We start from the raw sequence: 19,067 nt of genomic DNA on the forward strand, positions 1-19,067 counted from the left end.
CCTTCCCCCGAGACTCCCGAGAGGATTACGGGGAGCGGTGCAGCTTGACGGTCAGGGAGTCGACGAGCACCGCGATGCGGTCATCGGCCGCCCACCGGCGGGCGACGCGGGCGAGCACGGCATCCAGCTCCTCCTGCGCGAGCCCGTGCATGAGCTGAAGGTGCACGACGAGCTCGGGACCCCGCAGCCGTGCCGTCGGGTCACCCGGCTCGACGGCGAGGTCGAGCACGGCCAGCTCGCCGGAGATGGACGCCTGCAGGCCCGTGAACACCTCCGCCGACACATGGCTGGGCTCCCACGCGATGCCCTGCCCGATGGCCCACACCGCCGGGCGCCGCAGGACGAACTCGGTCTCCGAGCCGGGATCGATCACGATGAGGTCGGTGTCATCGGATGCGGCGGCCAGCGCCGTGCGCACGCCCTCGGCGGGCACCGGGCGGGCCGCGGCATCCCACCGGCCCATCGCGGCCACCGAGGTGAAGACGGGGAGCACCTTGCGCCCGTCCGGGGCGGCCACCGTCACGATGGACAGTTCCTGCGTCTTGTCGACCTCGAGCCCGTGCGCGCCCACGCCGGAGTCGCCCTTCTCCGCGATCAGCGGGATGAGCAGCCGCGCGCTCCGGTACGCCTCGACGACCGCGACGGCGTCGCCCTCCCCCGCACGGAAGGCGGTGAGCGCCGCCAGGAGCGCCGGATCGGCCGATCCGTCATCCCCCGCGTGCGGGTTCGACTCGAACCGGCGGCCCTCCCACGGAACCCCCGCCGAATCGGCGCCCGGATCAGCCTCCGGCGACATCCAGTGCCTCAGCCAGCGTGAAGGCGCCCGCGTACAGCGCCTTCCCCACGATCGCGCCCTCGACGCCCAGGTGCACCAGATCGCGCAGCGCGAGAATGTCGTCGAGGCTCGACACGCCACCGGAGGCGACGATGGGCTTCGGCGTGCGCGAGGTCATCTCGCGCAGGAGCTCCAGGTTGGGGCCGCGCAGCGTGCCGTCCTTGGTGACGTCGGTCACGACGTACCGCGAGCACCCCGCCTCTTCCAGCCGGTCCAGCACCGTCCACAGGTCCCCGCCGTCACGGGTCCAGCCCCGGGCGGCGAGGGTCGTGCCGCGCACGTCCAGACCGACGGCGATCGCATCGCCGTAGCGGCTGATCACGTCGGCGGCCCATTCCGGGTTCTCCAGCGCAGCCGTGCCGAGATTGATCCGGGCGGCGCCGCTGTCCAGCGCCGCCTCCAGGGACCGGTCGTCGCGGATGCCGCCGGAGAGCTCGACCTGGACGCCCCGGACCGCCTTGATGACCTTGCGCAGGACGGCGGCGTTGCTTCCGCGCCCGAAGGCGGCGTCCAGATCCACGAGGTGGATCCACTTCGCGCCCTGTCGCGCCCACTCCACGGCGGCATCGACGGGGTCGCCGTAGCTCGTCTCGGTGCCGGCCTCCCCCTGGGTCAGGCGCACGGCCTTCCCGGAGGCGATGTCGACGGCGGGCAGCAGGATCAGCTCGGGGCTGGAGGCGAAATCGTTCATGGCTCCTCGGGCGAACGGAAGGCGGGCACCCGCGCGGGGCACAAGCTCAGAGGCTATCCCTGCGCAGGCCGCCGATCCAATTGGACAACAGCTTGATGCCGGCCTCGCCGGACTTCTCCGGGTGGAACTGGGTCGCCGAGAGCGGACCGTTCTCCACCGCGGCAAGGAAGGGCGTGCCGTAGGAGCACCACGTCAGAGTGGGCGCGGGGAAGGGCGGCATGACCTCCAGCTGCCACTGCTGCGCGGCGAACGAGTGCACGAAGTAGAACCGCTCGGACTCGATGCCGGCGAATAGGCGTGATCCCTCGCCGGCCTCGACGGTGTTCCAGCCCATGTGCGGCAGCACCGGCGCGTCGAGCTCGGTCACGGCACCGGGCCACTCCCCGAGCCCCTCCGTGTCGATACCGCGCTCCACTCCGCGCCCGAACAGCACCTGCATGCCGACGCAGATGCCCAGGACGGGCCGGCCACCGGCGAGGCGGCGATCGATGACCTCGTCGCCGCGGCTCTCCCGCAACGCCTCCATGACGGCGCGGAACGCACCGACACCGGGCACGACGAGGCCGTCGGCATCGCGGATGAGGCCACGGTCGCTGGTCAGTCGCGCGTCGGCGCCCGCGGCGGCCAGCGCCTTCACCGCGGAGTGGACGTTGCCCGAGCCGTAATCCAGGACAGCGACGACCGGCCGGTCGGTCACAGCGCACCCTTCGTGCTGGGGATGCCTTCCACGAGCGGGTCCAGCGACTTGGCCTGACGGAACGCGCGCGCGAACGCCTTGTACTCCGCTTCGGCGATGTGGTGGGCGTCGCGGCCCTCGAGCACGCGCACGTGCACCGTGAGGCCGGCGTGGAAGGCGAGCGCCTCGAACGTGTGCCGCACGAGGGAGCCGGTGAAGTGGCCGCCGATGAGGTGGTACTCGAACCCGGCCGGCTCGCCGGTGTGCACGAGGTAGGGACGGCCGCTGATGTCCACGACGGCCTGCACGAGCGCCTCGTCCAGCGGCACGAGCGCGTCGCCGAACCGCGTGATGCCGGCCTTGTCGCCCAGGGCCTGACGGATGGCGTCGCCCAGCACGATCGCGACGTCCTCCACGGTGTGGTGCGCGTCGATGTGCGTGTCGCCGGTGGCCCGCACGGTGAGGTCGGTCAGGGAGTGCTTCGCGAACGCCGTGAGCAGGTGGTCGTAGAACGGCACGCTCGTGGAGATCTCGCTCACGCCGGTGCCGTCGAGGTTCACTTCCAGCTCGACGGTGGACTCACTCGTCGCGCGTCGCAGAGTCGCTGTGCGCGGCGCGCCTGATGCGGTCATACCTTCGATCCTACCGAGGCCAGGGCGTCCAGGAACGCGGTGGTCTCCTCCTCGGTGCCGGCGGTGACACGCAGGTGGTGTGGGATGCCGACGTCGCGGACGAGGATGCCGCGGTCGTACAGTTCCCGCCAGGTCCGGGCCGGGTCGTCCACGCCGCCGAACAGGACGAAGTTCGTCCCGGAGTCGTAGGGGGTGTACCCCAGGGCGGCGAGGGTCGCCGACATGCGGTCGCGCTGCGCGACGATCTCGTCCACCATTCCGAGCATGACCGGCGCGTGGGCCAGCGCCGCGAGCGCGGCCGCCTGGGTCAGTCCGCTGAGGTGGTAGGGCAGGCGGACCAGACGCAGCGCGTCGACGAGGGCGGGGTCGGCAGCGAGGTAACCCACGCGCGCGCCGGCGAACGCGAACGCCTTGCTCATGGTGCGCGACACCACGAGGCGCTCACGCCCCGGGAGGAGGGTCAGTGCCGAGCGCTCGTCGCGCGGAGCGAACTCCTGGTACGCCTCATCGACGATGACGATCCCGTCGGTGGCGTCGTAGACGGCCTCGATGACATCGAGCCCCATGGGCGTTCCGGTCGGGTTGTTCGGCGCGCACAGGAAGACCACATCCGGCCGCACCTGCGCCACCTGCGTCGCCGCCGACTCGGGCGAGACGGTGAAGTCGTGGGCGCGCTCGCCGGCGATCCACTGCGCTCCGGTGCCGCGGGTGAGGAGCGGGTACATGGAGTAGGTCGGCGCGAAGCTGAAGGCCGTCCGCCCGGGACCGGCGAAGGCCTGCAGAAGGTGCTGCAGCACTTCGTTGGAGCCGTTGCCCGCCCAGATCTGCTCGGCCGTGAGACCGTGCCCGAGGTAGCCGGCGAAAGCCTCCCGCAGCGCGGTGAACTCGCGGTCGGGGTACCGGTTGATGTCCCGCAGCGCCCGGGCCACCGAGTCCAGGATGTCGTCGGCGACCTCCTGGGGCACCGGGTGGGTGTTCTCGTTGACGTTCAGGGCGATGGGCAGCGGCGCCTGCGGTGCGCCGTACGGCACGAGGCCGCGCAGATCGTCGCGGAGCGGGAGATCGTCCAACCGGGTCGTCATTCCTCCCATGCTACGGCGAGGCGGCCGGCTATGACTGCGGCGCGTACTCCACCGGGATGGCCAGGCGCTGACCGGCCGAGACCGTCGAGGATTCCAGCACGTTCAGACGCGCGATGTCCTCGACGACGTCCCGCGGGTCGGCGTGGGGGGCGAGATCCTGTGCGATCGACCACAGCGACTCCCCCGACATGACCGTGATCTCGGTGAAGGTGCCGGCCGGCGCGCCGCCCTCGGCCGAGGCGAGAGCTGCGCCACCGCCGAGCACGGCGAGGGCGATGGCGATGGCGGCGGGCAGCGCGGCCAGGCCGGCCAGCAGCCGACGGCCGCGGGCCGTCAGACGCAGACGGGTGGTGGGGGCGACGCTCGCGATGGTGGCCATGGCTCCTCCTCTGGCGGAAGGTTCGCACCCGACCCTCGGCCGGGAGGGCCGGATGCGAACCTGTATTCCGAATCTATCTTCGATACTGTGGGGATGTCAATCGTTCCGATGTCGGACACGGATCGAACGCGACACGCGTGGTGCAGCGTGATCCGCAGCCCGATACCGGATACGGTTTCGACAACGGAAGACCATCACGGACCTCCGACATTCGAAGACCGGTGCCAAGGCGGGCACGGGAGGGAGCACGAGAATGACCGACGCGACCGCTCGCGACAAGCCGCAGACACGCCGGCGGAAGAGCCTCAGTGACAAGCAGCTGGCGATCCTCGAGGTGATCCAGCGTTCGATCGCACGGCACGGCTACCCGCCGAGCATGCGGGAGATCGGCGACGCCGTCGGCTTGAAGTCGCTCTCCAGCGTCACCCACCAGCTCAACCAGCTCGAACTCAGCGGCTACCTCCGCCGCGACCCGGGCAAGACGCGCGCGATGGAAGTGCTGATCGACCTCCCCGGCACCGCCGCCGAGAATCCCGCCGACACCGCGCCGGCCCTCGGCGACGCGGCTCTCGTGCCGCTCGTCGGACGCATCGCGGCGGGAGTCCCCATCACCGCCGATCAGCACGTGGAGGAGATCTTCCCCCTCCCCCGCCAGCTCGTCGGCAAGGGCGACCTGTTCATGCTGAAGGTCTCCGGCGATTCCATGATCGATGCGGCGATCTGCGACGGCGACTGGGTCGTCGTGCGTTCGCAGGCCACGGCGGAGAACGGCGAGATCGTCGCGGCCATGCTCGACGGCGAGGCGACCGTGAAGACCTTCCGCCGTCGCGACGGTCACACGTGGTTGCTCCCCCGCAACTCCGCCTTCGAGCCGATCCTCGGCGACGACGCCGTCGTCCTCGGTCGCGTCGTGGCGGTGCTGCGCGCCGTCTGATCGCCGTGCGCGAGCGCGCCCGCACACGCATCCCGAGGACCGTGGGCGGCGCCTAGGCTGACGGGATGCCGACTCCCCTGCCCTTCGGATCCTGGCCGTCCCCGCTGTCCGCCGACGCCGTCGCGACGGCATCGCCCCGCATCGACGGGGCGCGTCTCGTGGGCGACGAGATCTGGTGGGGGCAGACCGTGCCGGAGGAGGGCGGCCGGACGACCGTCCGACGACGCCGGACCGACGGCACCGTCTCGGACGTCCTGCCCGCCCCCGGCAACGCGCGCTCGCGCGTGCACGAGTACGGCGGCGGCGCGTGGGCGGTCACTGACGCCGGTGAACTGACGTACGTCGAGAAGAGCGACGGCCGCGTGTGGTCGCTGCGCCCCGGCGCAGCGCCCCGGCCGCTCACGCCACCGCGCGACGGCGTGCGCTACGGCGGGCTGCGCATCCAGGCCGGCATCCTGCTGGCGGTGCGCGAGAGCGACGGCGACGCGCGCACGCCGCTGCGCGACATCGTGACGATCCCCCTCGACGGCTCCGCCGCCGCCGATGACGCAGCGGTGCGCAGTCTCGTCGCGGGCAGCGACTTCGTCGCGCAGCCGACCCTGTCGCCCGACGGGACGCAGCTGGCGTGGATCGCGTGGAACCATCCGGACATGCCGTGGGACCGCGCCGAGCTTCGGACGGGGACGCTCGAGGACGACGCCGTGCGCACGTGGACCGTCGTCGCCGGCGGCGAGGGCTCCGCTCCCCTCCAGCCGGAGTGGACGGGGGACGACGAACTCACCTTCCTCGACGACCGCACGGGACGCTGGAACGTGTGGCGCACGCACCTGGGCGGTACGCCGCATCCGCTCGCCCCCGCCGATGCCGACACCGGCGGCGGCCTGTGGGTGCTGGGGTCGCGGTGGTTCGCGCCGGTGGACGGCGGGTTCGTCGCGGTGCGCACGAACGGTGCCGACGAGATCGTCGCCGTTGTCGGAGATCGCACACGGATCCTCCCGGTTCCGGTGACCTCCGGCGCCCTCATCGAGGACGCCCGCGGCCGGCGCGTGCTCGTGTCCGGCTCCGGAACGACGTCCCAGGGCGGGCTGTGGCTGGTCGACCTCGACACGGATGCGCCCGCCGCGCTCATCACCGGCGGGGCCGCTGTCCTGCCGGAGGAGTGGATGCCGCGGCCGCAGGCCGTGACGGCCGACGGCCCGCGCGGCCCCGTGCACGCCTTCGCCTACCCGCCGACGAACCCCGAGCACACGGGGACGCCGGGCGAACGCCCGCCCTACCTCGTGCTCGTGCACGGCGGCCCGACCGCTCACGTGGGTCCGGCCGCGTCGGCGAAGACGGCGTACTTCACCAGCCGGGGCATCGGGGTCCTCGACGTGAACTACGGCGGCTCCACCGGCTACGGCCGGGCCTACCGCGAGCGCCTGCGCGGCCAATGGGGCATCGTCGACGTCGAGGACGTCGCCGCTGCCGCCGGCGCGCTCGTCGCGCGCGGTGACGCCGACGGCGCGCGCCTCGCGATCGACGGCGGCTCGGCCGGCGGCTGGACGGTCCTGGCCGCGCTCGTCGGAACGGATGTCTTCTCGGCCGGCGTCGCCCGCTACGCCGTCGGCGACGCCCGCGCCCTCGCCGAGGATTCGCACGACTTCGAAGCACGGTACCTCGACGGGCTCATCGGGCCGCTCCCCGAGGCCGAGGATGTGTACCGCGAGCGGTCGCCGCTCAGCCATCCGGAGGGGTTCACCGTGCCGCTGCTGATCCTGCAGGGCGCGGAGGATGCGGTGGTCCCACCGGCTCAGGCGGAGGCCATCCGCGACGCGCTCGTGGCTCGGGGCATCCCGCACGCGTACGTGCTGTACGAGGGCGAGGGGCACGGCTTCCGCCGTGCCGAGACGATCGTGCACGCGCTCGAGAGCGAGCTGGCCTTCCTCGGCCAGGTCTTCGGGTTCGACACCCCCGGCGTCCCGCCGCTCCTCCTGTCCTGACACCCGCTCGCGTCAACGTTTGGTTGACGCTGCTGTCAACTTCTGGTTGACTGACGCGCATGGACGAGATCCGGGAAGCACAGGACGCGGTCCGTGTCGCCCGCGAGCGCCTGGAAGCCGCCGTGGATGCGGCGCGGGCGGCGGGCCGGACATGGGCGGACATCGGGAAGGAATTGGGAATGACCAGGCAGGCAGCATTCAAGAGATTCGGCAAGCCGGTGGATCCGGTGGGCGGGGAGCCGCTGGTGCGGCGAGGAGTGGCGGATGTCCGCACCCTCACCGAGCACGTGTTCACCCTCATCGCCACGGGCGATCACGCGGGCCTGTCCCAGGCGATGCATCCGGTCACGGCGCGGGAGCTCCCCGCCGAGACCATCGCGGAGACGTGGCGGACCGTGCTCGGCGAGGTCGGGGCCCTCCAGGGGTTCCAGAACACACGCGTGGAGGTGCCCGGCGGCGGAGAAGTGCTCACCGACGATGATGCCGTCGTGGGCACCGTCGTGGGCGCGACGACGCTCGTGTGCGAGGCGGGCGAGATCAGCGGACGCGTCGCGGTGGATGACCAGGGCCTGGTGGTCGGGATCCTCCTCGTCCCCACCGACCACGCACCACTGCCCTTCTGACCTCCGAGAGTGCATCGTCCCGGCGAACCGGCACCATATTCGGTGCACTCTCGCCGAGGCGATGCACTCTCGTCGCGTGGGACAGGGTCAGGACGCGAAGGGGGCGAGCTCGGCGGCGAGGCGCTCCCCGACGTGCGCGTGCAGGAACGTGCCCTCGGCGCGGTGCTCCTGCGCCAGGATCAGGCCGGACTCGTGCGCGGCGGAGATGAGCTCCCCGCGGTCGTACGGGACGACGGCGCGCACCTCCACCGCCGGCAGCGGCAGGGCGTCCTCGATCTCGGCGCGGAGCTCCTCGATGCCCTCGCCCGTGCGCGAGGAGACGAACAGCGCGTCCGGCTGCAGCCCGCGCAGCACCATCCGCGTGTCCGGCTCGAGCAGGTCGGCCTTGTTGAACACGACGATCTCACGCGTGGATCGCGCGCCCACGTCGCCCATGACATCCCGTACCGTCGCCAGCTGGGCCGCGGGATCGGGGTGCGACCCGTCCACGACGTGCACGATGACGTCGGCGTCGCCGACCTCCTCCAGCGTCGAGCGGAACGCCTCGACCAGCTGGTGGGGCAGGTTGCGGACGAACCCGACCGTGTCGGTCAGCGTGTACACGCGCCCGTCTGAGGTCTGCGACCGGCGCACCGTGGCATCCAGCGTCGCGAACAGCGCGTTCTCCACCAGCACTCCCGCGCGGGTGAGGCGGTTGAGCAGACTCGACTTGCCGGCGTTGGTGTAGCCGGCGATCGCGACGGCGGGGATGACGTTGCGCTTGCGCTCGGCGCGCTTGGCGTCGCGCGCGGGTGCGAAGTCGCGGATCTGCCGGCGCAACTGCGCCATGCGCGTACGGATGCGGCGGCGGTCCAGCTCGATCTTCGTCTCACCGGGTCCGCGCGAGCCCATGCCCGCACCGCCGGCGCCGACCTGGCCACCGGCCTGGCGGCTCATCGAGTCACCCCACCCGCGCAGACGCGGCAGGAGGTACTCCAGCTGCGCCAGCTCGACCTGCGCCTTGCCCTCACGGCTCTTGGCGTGCTGGCTGAAGATGTCGAGGATCACCGTCGTGCGGTCGATGACCTTGACCTTCACCACGTCTTCGAGGGCACGCCGCTGGCTGGGGGCGAGCTCGGTGTCGGCGATGACGGTGTCGGCGCCGACCGCCGCGACGATGTCGCGCAGCTCCTGCGCCTTCCCGCGCCCGACGTAGGTGGCGGGGTCCGGATGCGGCCGCCGCTGCAGCACGCCGTCCATCACGACCGCGCCGGCCGTCTCGGCGAGGGCGGCGAGCTCGCGCAGCGAGTTCTCGGCATCCTCCTGCGACCCCTGGGGGTGCACGCCGACGAGCACGACGTTCTCCAGCCGGAGCTGGCGGTACTCGACCTCGGTGACGTCTTCGAGTTCCGTGGAGAGCCCGACCACGCGACGCAGCGCAGCGCGCTCCTCACGGTCCCACTGATCGCCGTCGGTGTCGTCGTAGGCGACCGTGGTCTCGTCCTGCAGAGCCTGAGCGGCTCCGAACACGCGGACCCCCGAACGCGCGTCGGCGCGTGCGAGAACCCGCTCGACGGGATCCGTGTCCGCCCCGTGCGTGCCGTCGACGAGCGAGTCCTGCCCGTTCCGGGGTGTGGTGGTGTCCGTCATCTCATCCTTTTCCGCGGAATCATGCCGCCCGGGCGGTGTCACCCGGCGCATCCCTGCACTCTAACTCTCCCCCTGCGCCAAGACTCTTCCGCTACGCTCTCGGCATGGGGAGCGACCACTACTTCAGCGCGTCGCCTTCGAGTCCCACGCAGTTGCGCCGCATCCGCGTCCCGCTGGCGGGACAGGATCGGGAAGTGACGACGGCGTCTGGAATCTTCAGCCCCGACCGGCTCGACGCCGGCACCGCGGTGCTGCTGTCCCACACGCCCCCGCCGCCCTCCGGCGGCCACTTCCTCGATCTCGGCTGCGGCTGGGGCCCGATCGCGTTGACACTTGCCTTGGAATCGCCGCGCGCCACGGTGTGGGCGGTCGACGTCAACGAACGGGCCCTGGACCTCGTGCGGCGCAATGCCGAGGAACTGGGACTCCCCAACATCAACGCGGCGCGTCCCGAGGATGTTCCCGACGACGTGAAGTTCCGCACCATCCGCTCCAACCCGCCGATCCGCGTGGGCAAGAACGAGCTGCACAGCATGCTCGAGCGCTGGATACCGCGCCTGGACGAACGATCGGACGCGTGGCTCGTGGTGCAGCGGAACCTCGGCTCGGATTCGCTCCAGCGGTGGCTGGCCGCGACGTTCCCGCGCGGCTACGGCGTGCACAGGGCGGCGACGGGGCGCGGATACCGTGTGCTCAAGGTCCGCAAGCACGGCACCCCCGAGACCGGCACGATCGCGCTCCCCTGATCAGGCGAGCGTGACCTCGCCCGAGAAGACGAGGGATGCCGGGCCCGACAGCAGCACGTCGCCCTCGCGCACACGGACGCCCAGGCGCCCGCCCGGCACGTCGACGATCCACCGGTCCGGCGCCGCCGGTCCCGCCCAATGCCGCGCGGCCAGTGCCGCGGCGGCCACCCCGGTGCCGCAGCTGAGGGTCTCCCCCACTCCGCGCTCGAAGACGCGCATCCGCAGGCTCCCCACTCCGTCGCGCACGAGCGGGTCGGCCGGCACCACGAACTCCACGTTGGCGCCGTGGCGGGGCGCGGGTTCCAGCAGCGGCTGATAGGCGAGGTCGAGGCCCTCGAGTTCGGCGAGCGAGGACAGCGCCACCACGACGTGCGGGTTGCCCACGTCCACGCCCACGCCGGGGCGCGCGACGTCCAGTCCTCGGGCCCGCACGAGGGTCTCCCCCGGTTCGATGGCGAACGCACCGAGGTCGACCTCGAAGCCGTCGTCGCTACGGGTGAGGGTCTTCACGCCCGCGCGCGTGCCGATCCGCAGCCCGCCGTCGATGTCGGCGAGACCCGCGTCGACCAGATACTTCGCGAACACCCGCGTGCCGTTGCCGCACATCTCCGCCTTCGAGCCGTCGGCGTTGCGGTAGTCCATGAACCACTCCGCGCCCACGGCGTCCGCGCCCTCCTCGATCGCGGTGGAGCGCACCACCCGCAGCACCCCGTCGGCCCCGATGCCGAAGTGGCGGTCGCACAGCGTCGCGATCTGCGCGTCCGACAGGTCGAGGTCGCCGTCGGGATCGGCGATCACGACGAAGTCGTTCCCGGTGCCGTGGCCCTTGGTGAACGGGAGCGTGAGCGGCATCCGTCCAGTCTATGGGGCGGGCCGGCGGGCCAGCGCGGCCGAGTCGGCCGTGCGCGCGTCGACCCACGTCACGTCGGCGTAGCGGCGGAACCACGACACCTGACGTCGCGCGTAGCGGCGGGTCAGTGCCTGCGTCTGTGCGATCGCCTCGTCGGCGGTGACCTCGCCGCGCAGCTGGGCGAGCGCCTGCGCGTAGCCGATCGCACGTCGAGCTGTCACGCCCTCCTCGAGCCCCCGCGCGCGCAGCGCTTCCGCCTCATCGACGAGCCCCGCCCGCCACATCCCCTCCACGCGGGCATCCAGCATCGGCACGAGCTCGGCGCGTTCGATGTGCGCGCCGATCACGTGCGTGCCGGGATGCCATGGGGTGGGCTTGTCCGGAAGCGCGGCGCCGTGGGTGGCCTCCCCCTGCGCGAGCACCTCCAGGGCCCGCACGATCCGGCGGCCGTTGGCCGGATCGACGCGCGCTGCGGTGGCGGGGTCGGCCTCGCGCAGGCGTGCGAACAGGGCGCCGGCACCGTGCTCGGCCAGCTCCGCCTCCAGTCGCGCGCGCACCTGCGGGTCGCGCGGGGGGAAGCGGAAGTCGTGGATCACGGCAGAGACGTACAGCCCCGAGCCCCCCACGAGGATCGCATCGGCGCCCCGCTCGTGGATCCCGCGGATCGCCGCGCGCGCCGCATCCTGGTACCACGCCACCGCGGCCTCCTCGGTGACGTCGAGGACGTCCAGGAGGTGGTGCGGGATGCCCCGGCGCTCAGTGACGGGGAGCTTCGCCGTGCCGATGTCCATGCCGCGATACAGCTGCATGGCATCGGCGTTGACGATCTCCGCGGCACGCCCCGACGCGATTAGGGCCTCGGCGAGGGCGAGCGAGAGGGCGGACTTGCCGGTGCCGGTGGCGCCGACGACGGCCCACAGGCGCGGCGTGCTCACTCTCCGACGCGGAGGACCGGGAGCCCGAGCGAGACCGGGCGCGGACCGGATGCTGCGGCCGGTGCCGCCGGCACGCCGCAGGAGTCCGCCTGCGCGCGGTCCCACGCGTCGCCGGCGCGCGTGCGGCGCACGCGCAGGGGTGCTCCGTCGGGGCTGTCGGCGAGCAGGTGGAACGGCGCGGCGTGGGTGACGACGGCGGTCACGACATCCCCGGGACGCGGAACGGCGGAGCCGGCGGGCACCTCGACGTGGACCAGCCGGTTGTCCTCCGCCCGGCCGGTGAGGCGATGCGTCGCGGCATCCTTCTTGCCCTCCCCCGTGGAGACGAGGACCTGAACTTCGCGGCCGAGCTGGCGCTGGTTCTCCTCCAGCGAGATCCGCTCCTGCAGCGCGAGAAGCCGCTCGTAGCGCTCCTGCACGACGTGCTTGGGCACCTGATCGGGCATCGTCGCGGCCGGCGTGCCGGCGCGGATGGAGTACTGGAAGGTGAAGGCGCTGGAGAACCGGGAGGCGGCCACCACCCGCAGGGTGTCTTCGAAGTCCTCATCGGTCTCGCCGGGGAAGCCGACGATGATGTCGGTGGTGATGGCGGCGTGGGGCATGCGTTCGCGGACGCGATCGAGGATCCCCAGGAACCGCTCACTGCGGTAGGACCGGCGCATCGCCTCGAGGACGCGGTCGCTGCCGGACTGCAGCGGCATGTGCAGCGACGGCATGACGGCGGGCGTCTCGGCCATCGCCGCGATGACGTCATCGGTGAAGGCCGCCGGATGGGGGCTGGTGAACCGGATCCGCTCGAGCCCGTCGATCTCCCCGGCCGCGCGCAGGAGCTTGCCGAAGGCGAGCCGGTCGCCGAACTCCACGCCGTAGGAGTTCACGTTCTGCCCGAGCAGCGTGACCTCGATCGCCCCGTCGTCCACCAGCATCCGGATCTCGCTGAGGATGTCGCCGGGACGGCGGTCCTTCTCCTTGCCGCGCAGGCTCGGGACGATGCAGAAGGTGCACGTGTTGTTGCAGCCGACGGAGATCGAGACCCACCCGCTGGCTGCGGAGTCGCGCTTGGTGGGCAGCGTCGAGGGGAACACCTCGAGGGACTCGAGGATCTCCAGTTCCGCCTCGCCGTTGTGGCGGGCGCGTTCGAGCAGGCTCGGGAGCGAGCCCATGTTGTGGGTGCCGAACACCACGTCGACCCACGGCGCCTTGTCCAGGACCGCCTGCTTGTCCATCTGCGCCATGCACCCGCCCACGGCGATCTGCATGCCCTGATGCACGTCCTTGCGCGACTTCAGGTGCCCGAGGGTGCCGTACAGCTTGCCGGCGGCGTTGTCGCGCACGGCGCACGTGTTGATGACGACGACGTCGGCCTCCTCGCCGGCGGCGGCACGCACGTAGCCCGCGCTCTCGAGGGAGCCGGACAGCCGCTCGGAGTCGTGCACGTTCATCTGACAGCCGAAGGTGCGCACCTCGTACGTGCGGGGGCGGCCGTCGAGGTCGCTGGCCGCGGCGGACGGCGCGATGAGCGTGGGGGCGCTGGAGGGCGGTGTCATGATGCGTGCCATTCTACGTTCGACCGCCGCCGGCCCCGCCCTAGCGGATGCGGCGGCGGATGCGTGCCGCGGACAGCGTCGTGCACGCCAGCGTGAGCGCGACGAGCACCGCCGCGACGAACCACACCGGCACCGCCCAGTCCCCCACCTTCAGGTCCAGGCCGTACAGGGCGCGGAGCACCTCCTCGGCCTCCGGGGATACGCCCGTGATGATCGCGAGCGACCCTTCCGAGAATTCCCGGCGCAGCAGCATCCCCGCCTGTGCGAACGGGAGGGCGGCGACGACGGAGGCGACCACGTCCGGGAACACGCCGATGGGGATGTAGGCGGCAGCGACGAAGCCGAGCACGGTGCCGACGATCGTCGCCAGCGCCGAGAACGCCCCGTTGGTGCGGACGAAGCTGACGATGAGCGCGGACAGGGCCGTGAAGGCGAGGCACGAGAGCACCACGATGCCGGCGCTCGCGGCGACGGCGGAGACCGGCAGCCAGAGCCCGCGCACGACGCCGAGGTACACGACCGACACGACCAGCACGAACAGCGACAGCAGCAGCGCCACGGCGGTGGCCGAAAGGAGGTAGCCGAGCACGAGCTGGCTGCGGCGCACGGGAGACACCAGGAAGTCCCGGAACCGCCCGGAGGCGCCGTCGTCGGTGAGGATGGCCGTGCCGCCCAGCCCCGTGGTCACGGTGGTGATCAGAACGATGCCGGCGAACATCCAGCTGTCCACGAACGCCTGCACGTCGGCGTCGGAGGCCCCCGGCAGTGAGTCCGCCAGATCCTGCGTCTGCAGGTTGCCGAGGAACAGCGTGTAGAGGAGGAACAGGATGAGCGCGCCCAGCAGCGAGAAGAACACGTTCAGCCGGTCGCGGAAGAACGGCCTCCGCGCTGCGGCCGGTGAGCGCCAGGAACACGTCGTCCATGCGGCCGTGCCGGAACTCGAAGTCGCGGACGTGGTCGCCGTGCGCGGCGAGCAGACGGCGGGCGACGGCGGCGTCGGCGACCGGGATGAGGATCTGCTCGCCGTCGCGCACCGGCACGGAGCCGCCCGCGCGCGCGTCCCGCTCGAGCGCGTCGGGGTCGTCGGTGCGCACCGTGAGCATACTGCGGCTGTGCTGTGCGCGCAGGCGTGCGGGGGTGTCGTCGGCGATGATGCGGCCGGCGTCGACGATGCACACGCGGTCGGCCTCCTCGGTCTCCTCGAGGTAGTGCGTCGTGAGGAAGATCGTGAGGTCTCCGCGTGCGCGCAGTGCATGCAGAGTGCGCCACACGAGCGCACGGCTGCCCGGATCCAGCCCCGCGGTCGGCTCGTCCAGGAACAGGACGCTCGGCTCGTGCAGGAGCGCGCGGGCGACATCCACGCGGCGGCGCTGCCCGCCCGAGAGCGCCCCGTACGGACGGTCCAGCACGTCCTCGAGCCCGATGAGGGCCGTGACGTCATCGATGCGCGCGGCGATGCGGGCGCGGTCCAGGTGCGACAGACGGGCGCGGAAGCGCAGATTCTCCCGCGCCGTGAGCATCGGGTCGAGCACGGAGTCCTGGAAGACGACGCCGATGCGCTCGCGTACCCGGTTCCCCTCGCGTGCGACGTCGTACCCGAGGACGCGGACCTCGCCGGCGTTGAAGGGCAGGACGGTGGTCAGGCACCCGATGGTCGTGGACTTGCCGGCCCCGTTCGTGCCGACGAACGCGAACACCGCACCGTCGGGGACGTCGAAGGAGATCCCGTCCACGGCGAGGCGGTCCCGGTAGCGCTTCGTCAGCCCCGCGACGTGGATCGACATGCCCTCATCCTCGCGCAGGCTCCGCCCTACGGCGAGAGGTCCGGGGCGAACGGCCGGATGAACTCGGACAGATGTGCCGAGTAGCCCTCCGGATCGACGTTCCAGCTCTGGATGTGGCCGGCGCCGGGCACCGGCACGTACCGTGCCTTCGGCAGCGACGCGGCGAAGGCGGCGCTGTCGGCGTGCGGCACCAGGGGGTCGGCGAGCCCTTGGAACAGGAGCACGGGCAGGCGCTCGAACGCCGCCGTCTGGTCCAGCTCGTCCAGCGGCGTCAGCGACAGGTCGCCGCGCCACTGCACCACCAGCCGCACGAGCGGTGCGAGGGCGCTGAGATGCAGGCGCTCCGCCTGTCCGTCGATCACCGCGGACCAGTCCAGCACGGGAGCATCGAGCACCATGCCGACCACCTGGTCGGCGTGCGCGGACTCGTGCAGGAACCGCGTGACGATGCTCCCGCCCATGGAGTCCCCGTACAGGATGAGATTCTCCGCGCCGTGCGCGAGGGCGTAGTCGGCGGCCGCCTCGAGGTCGCGCCATTCGCGCTCGCCCAGGCTGATCAGGCCATTGGGGCTCGCCGGGGCGCCCGCGTCGTTGCGGTAGGAGATCAACAGGGTGGGCAGCCGCGCTTCGGCGAGTGTGGCCAACGGGCGCAGGCCGCTCTGGCGGAGACCGTCGATCCCGTGCACGAACAGCACCCACGTGTCGCCGTCGCCCTCCACGAGCCATGCCGGCATCGCGCCGAGCTCGCCCTCGATGTCCACGTCCCGGTACTCCAGCCCGAGCGCGGTGCGCGGGTCACCGGTCCACATGTTGGGGTTCAGATCGACCTTGGTGCCGACGGCGGGCACGGCATCGGTGGGCACGAAGCTCCGGGTGATGGTGGCGCCGTCGGTCCACAGCATGGGCCCGACCACCGCCTCCCCCGCGATTCGGCCCTGCTCGTCCGACCACGTGAGGCCGTATGTTCCCTCCCGCGTTCCGGCATCCGTGTGGGTGAGGGTGATCTCGTCCGCACCGACGGCCACGACCGTGCCGGCCGCCGTGGTGAGGCTGTGGTGGGGAGTGAGCAGGATCTGGGCACTCCACAACGGAATGCCCACCACCACCGCCGCAGCGACGATCGCCCCCACGACGCCGACGACGATGGGCCACCGCCGACGGTGCGAGCGGTGCGAGCGGGCCACACCGCCGAGCATAGAGGCCACGGTGCGGCGCCGCCGAACGCGTCAGCGGAATCGCACTCCGCCGCCGGAGCGATTCTCCGCCAGGGCAGCCCGCGCCGCCGTGGCGGCGACAGACCCGGGGTAGCCGCGGCGGGCGAGCTGGCCCATGAGCCGGCGCAGGGCGGTGTCGTCGTCGTAGCGGCCGAGCTGGCGGGCCTTCGTGCGGGCGAACTCGAGCGCGCGCTCGGCGTCGTCATCCGGCAGCTCCTCGAACGCGGCGTCGGAGACCTCGCGGGAGATCCCGCGCGCCGACAGCGCCTGCGCGATCGCCCGCCGGCCCTGCCCCTTGCGCTGCGTCGCGGCGTGGATCAGCTGCTCCGCGAGCGCCGTGTCGTCCAGATAGCCGCGGCGAAGGAAGTCCTCGAGGAGAGCGTCTGCCTCCGGGCGCTCCAGGGCGGCACCGGTGAGCAGGAAGGTCCGTGCCTCGGAGACCGACAGCTGCCGGGTGCGGAGGCGGCGCAGGAGTGCCCGCTCGGCATCGGCGAAGCGATCCGCGCCGGGCTCCGCATCCTCCGGTGTCGCGGACTCCACGTGCGCGTCGCTCCGCCACGCCGGATGCCACGCCGCCGCGTCGGGCTGCGCACCGAACAGGGGGGTCACGGGGGCGAGGCGGTCGTCCTCGCCCCCGGCGAACGCCGGCATGTCAGGCCGGGCGGCGCGCGGCCAGCTCGTCTTCGACCGCGCCTCCGCGCGGCGCGCCGATCCCCAGCTTGTCCTTGATCTTGGACTCGATGTCGGCGGCCATGTCGGGGTTCTTCAGCAGGAAGTTGCGGGCGTTCTCCTTGCCCTGCCCGAGCTGCTCGCCGTCGTACGTGTACCACGCGCCGGACTTCTTCACGATCGCGTGCTCGACCCCGAAGTCGATGAGGCTGCCCTCGCGCGAGATGCCCGTGCCGTAGAGGATGTCGAACTCGGCCTGCTTGAACGGCGGGGCCATCTTGTTCTTCACGACCTTGACGCGCGTACGGTTTCCGACCGCGTCGGTGCCGTCCTTGAGCGTCTCGATGCGGCGGATGTCCAGGCGCACGGACGCGTAGAACTTCAGCGCCTTACCGCCGGCGGTGGTCTCGGGCGAGCCGAAGAACACACCGATCTTCTCGCGCAGCTGGTTGATGAAGATCATCGTCGTGTTCGTGGTGTTCAGCCCACCGGTGAGCTTGCGCAGCGCCTGCGACATGAGGCGTGCCTGCAGGCCGACGTGGGAGTCGCCCATCTCACCCTCGATCTCGGCCCGCGGCACGAGAGCGGCGACGGAGTCGATGACGACCAGGTCGATGGCTCCCGAGCGCACCAGCATGTCGGCGATCTCGAGGGCCTGCTCACCCGTGTCGGGCTGGGACACCAGGAGGGAGTCGATGTCGACGCCCAGCTTCTTGGCGTAATCGGGATCGAGCGCGTGTTCGGCGTCGATGAACGCCGCGATGCCGCCGGCGCGCTGGACGTTGGCGATCGCGTGCAGCGTCAGCGTCGTCTTACCGGAGGACTCCGGGCCGTAGATCTCGATGATGCGGCCACGCGGGAGCCCGCCCACGCCGAGGGCGACGTCGAGGGCGATGGAACCGGTCGGGATGACCGCGACGGGCGCACGCTCGTCGCTGCCCAGTCGCATGACCGAGCCCTTCCCGAACTGCCGGTCGATCTGGGCGAGGGCCGATTCGAGGGCCTTCTCGCGGTCTGCGGGTGAGGGCATGGGGTGCTCCTTCTGGTGCGTGGTCCGTCGCCTGTAGGCTGACGCGCTCCCCTCCGGCGGACGGGATGCTGCGACAAGGCGTGGGTGTCATTCGACGTCGTCCACGCTAGGAGGGGCCTCCGACATTGCGGCGGATTCCTCTCCCGGCGGGGATGGACGCTTTCGCGACACCTGCTGTGCAGGAGCCTACGCGCGAATCGAACACATCTTCGATGACACGCCGATGATTCCCCGTGCGGCGAGACGCGCCACGGGCGCCGGCTCAGCGGCGCTTGGGTTCGAGCCGACCCGCGCCGTAACGCCGCGACGGCGGCACGTCGGTCTCCTCGCACAGCGCGAGCCACACATCACGCGGCGGCACGCCGTCCGCGAGCGCGTCGTGCGGCGTCCGCCCGCCGAGCGCGGAGAGGACGAGATCGCTCACCAGTGACGACCCCCGGGCGCCGAACTCATCGGAGACGGCGCGGTCGAACTCGGATCTGCGCACGGAAGGGATTCTCGATGGAGGATCAGTGCAGCGACAGCTCGGGCTCGACCGAGGCCACCAGATCGTCGGGGACGACGTCGGGGAAGGCCTGCAGGCCCTCGAGCACGGACAGCCGGTCGCCGACCTCGCGCATGATGGTCGAGATGGGCACATCGAGCGCTTCCGCCACGGCGGCCAGGATCTCGCTCGAGGCTTCTTTCTGGCCTCGCTCAACCTCGCTCAAGTAACCCAAGGCCACGCTCGCGCGGCTGGCCACCTGCCGGAGGGTGCGACCCTTCTGCTGACGGAGGTCGCGCAGGACTTCGCCGATCTCTTGACGTACCAGGATCATTTCTTGCCCCT

Annotated in this window: 20 protein-coding genes and 1 pseudogene; 4 read left to right on the forward strand and 17 right to left on the reverse strand. The window is 71.7% G+C overall.

Features of this window, described 5'->3' with window-relative positions; genetic code table 11:
- Positions 1–25 precede the first annotated feature (25 nt).
- Genes E4V99_RS00120 through E4V99_RS00145 form a run of 6 tightly spaced genes read right to left on the reverse strand, consistent with a single transcriptional unit; the run spans position 26 to position 4,295 of the window.
- Positions 26–796 (reverse strand): SseB family protein, encoded by a 771-nt coding sequence (locus E4V99_RS00120; protein ID WP_135064999.1) that lies wholly within the window; start codon positions 794–796, stop codon positions 26–28.
- Positions 780–1,526 (reverse strand): bifunctional 1-(5-phosphoribosyl)-5-((5-phosphoribosylamino)methylideneamino)imidazole-4-carboxamide isomerase/phosphoribosylanthranilate isomerase PriA, encoded by a 747-nt coding sequence (priA, locus tag E4V99_RS00125; protein WP_135064996.1) that lies wholly within the window; start codon positions 1,524–1,526, stop codon positions 780–782. The genes E4V99_RS00120 and priA overlap by 17 nt, the downstream gene beginning before the upstream one ends.
- A 46-nt stretch (positions 1,527–1,572) precedes the next feature.
- A complete protein-coding gene (gene hisH, locus E4V99_RS00130; RefSeq protein WP_135116019.1) occupies positions 1,573–2,223 on the reverse strand; it encodes an imidazole glycerol phosphate synthase subunit HisH in 651 nt (216 codons plus the stop codon).
- Positions 2,220–2,834, reverse strand: a complete 615-nt coding sequence (gene hisB, locus E4V99_RS00135; RefSeq protein ID WP_135064990.1) for an imidazoleglycerol-phosphate dehydratase HisB — start codon at positions 2,832–2,834, stop codon at positions 2,220–2,222. Before hisB ends, hisH begins: the two co-directional genes overlap by 4 nt.
- Positions 2,831–3,916 carry a histidinol-phosphate transaminase gene (locus E4V99_RS00140; RefSeq protein ID WP_135064987.1) on the reverse strand — a complete coding sequence of 362 codons (1,086 nt, stop codon included), beginning with the start codon at positions 3,914–3,916 and terminating at the stop codon, positions 2,831–2,833. Before E4V99_RS00140 ends, hisB begins: the two co-directional genes overlap by 4 nt.
- 28 nt (positions 3,917–3,944) lie before the next feature.
- A complete protein-coding gene (locus E4V99_RS00145) occupies positions 3,945–4,295 on the reverse strand; it encodes a LysM peptidoglycan-binding domain-containing protein (RefSeq protein WP_135064984.1) in 351 nt (116 codons plus the stop codon).
- A 253-nt stretch (positions 4,296–4,548) separates the two neighbouring features.
- On the opposite strand from E4V99_RS00145, the gene lexA reads away from it, so the two are divergent.
- The 3 genes from lexA to E4V99_RS00160 all read left to right on the forward strand — a co-directional run bounded on the left by lexA (position 4,549) and on the right by E4V99_RS00160 (position 7,834).
- On the forward strand, positions 4,549–5,229 hold the full coding sequence (lexA, locus tag E4V99_RS00150; RefSeq protein ID WP_135064981.1) for a transcriptional repressor LexA: 681 nt from the start codon (positions 4,549–4,551) through the stop codon (positions 5,227–5,229).
- 65 nt (positions 5,230–5,294) lie between these two features.
- Entirely contained in the window at positions 5,295–7,211 is a 1,917-nt protein-coding gene (locus E4V99_RS00155; RefSeq protein ID WP_135064978.1) for a prolyl oligopeptidase family serine peptidase, read from the forward strand.
- A gap of 59 nt (positions 7,212–7,270) precedes the next feature.
- Positions 7,271–7,834 carry a hypothetical protein gene (locus E4V99_RS00160; protein ID WP_135064975.1) on the forward strand — a complete coding sequence of 188 codons (564 nt, stop codon included), beginning with the start codon at positions 7,271–7,273 and terminating at the stop codon, positions 7,832–7,834.
- 87 nt (positions 7,835–7,921) lie between these two features.
- Here E4V99_RS00160 and hflX read toward each other — a convergent pair whose 3' ends face one another.
- Positions 7,922–9,463, reverse strand: coding sequence for a GTPase HflX (hflX, locus tag E4V99_RS00165; RefSeq protein WP_135064972.1), 1,542 nt, complete (start codon positions 9,461–9,463; stop codon positions 7,922–7,924).
- A gap of 104 nt (positions 9,464–9,567) precedes the next feature.
- On the opposite strand from hflX, the gene E4V99_RS00170 reads away from it, so the two are divergent.
- Complete coding sequence (locus E4V99_RS00170) at positions 9,568–10,209, forward strand: methyltransferase (protein ID WP_135064969.1); 642 nt, start codon at positions 9,568–9,570, stop codon at positions 10,207–10,209.
- On the opposite strand, the gene dapF is transcribed toward E4V99_RS00170, so the two are convergent.
- From dapF to E4V99_RS00220, 10 genes and pseudogenes are all read right to left on the reverse strand, one after another.
- The gene (gene dapF, locus E4V99_RS00175; protein ID WP_135064966.1) at positions 10,210–11,061 is read right to left on the reverse strand and encodes a diaminopimelate epimerase; all 852 of its coding nucleotides are present in this window, start codon (positions 11,059–11,061) and stop codon (positions 10,210–10,212) included.
- Positions 11,062–11,070: 9 nt separating this feature from the next.
- Complete coding sequence (gene miaA, locus E4V99_RS00180) at positions 11,071–11,994, reverse strand: tRNA (adenosine(37)-N6)-dimethylallyltransferase MiaA (protein ID WP_135064963.1); 924 nt, start codon at positions 11,992–11,994, stop codon at positions 11,071–11,073.
- Positions 11,991–13,541 carry a tRNA (N6-isopentenyl adenosine(37)-C2)-methylthiotransferase MiaB gene (gene miaB, locus E4V99_RS00185; protein WP_135116020.1) on the reverse strand — a complete coding sequence of 517 codons (1,551 nt, stop codon included), beginning with the start codon at positions 13,539–13,541 and terminating at the stop codon, positions 11,991–11,993. The genes miaA and miaB overlap by 4 nt, the downstream gene beginning before the upstream one ends.
- 40 nt (positions 13,542–13,581) lie before the next feature.
- Entirely contained in the window at positions 13,582–14,397 is an 816-nt protein-coding gene (locus E4V99_RS00190) for an ABC transporter permease (protein WP_245233091.1), read from the reverse strand.
- A gap of 412 nt (positions 14,398–14,809) precedes the next feature.
- A pseudogene (locus tag E4V99_RS18570) lies at positions 14,810–15,325 on the reverse strand (ABC transporter ATP-binding protein); the annotation flags it as partial.
- A 26-nt stretch (positions 15,326–15,351) separates the two neighbouring features.
- Positions 15,352–16,509 carry an alpha/beta hydrolase gene (locus E4V99_RS00200; RefSeq protein ID WP_167747745.1) on the reverse strand — a complete coding sequence of 386 codons (1,158 nt, stop codon included), beginning with the start codon at positions 16,507–16,509 and terminating at the stop codon, positions 15,352–15,354.
- A 42-nt stretch (positions 16,510–16,551) separates the two neighbouring features.
- Entirely contained in the window at positions 16,552–17,190 is a 639-nt protein-coding gene (locus tag E4V99_RS00205) for a regulatory protein RecX (RefSeq protein ID WP_135116021.1), read from the reverse strand.
- A gap of 1 nt (position 17,191) precedes the next feature.
- Positions 17,192–18,238, reverse strand: a complete 1,047-nt coding sequence (gene recA / locus E4V99_RS00210) for a recombinase RecA (protein ID WP_135064952.1) — start codon at positions 18,236–18,238, stop codon at positions 17,192–17,194.
- A 262-nt stretch (positions 18,239–18,500) separates the two neighbouring features.
- Positions 18,501–18,725, reverse strand: coding sequence for a DUF3046 domain-containing protein (locus E4V99_RS00215; protein WP_135064949.1), 225 nt, complete (start codon positions 18,723–18,725; stop codon positions 18,501–18,503).
- Between the two features lie 22 nt (positions 18,726–18,747).
- Entirely contained in the window at positions 18,748–19,056 is a 309-nt protein-coding gene (locus tag E4V99_RS00220; protein ID WP_135064946.1) for a helix-turn-helix transcriptional regulator, read from the reverse strand.
- Positions 19,057–19,067: the final 11 nt, after the last annotated feature.

This window comes from Microbacterium sp. dk485 (assembly GCF_004570445.1).
Taxonomy (GTDB): Bacteria; Actinomycetota; Actinomycetes; order Actinomycetales; family Microbacteriaceae; genus Microbacterium; species Microbacterium wangchenii.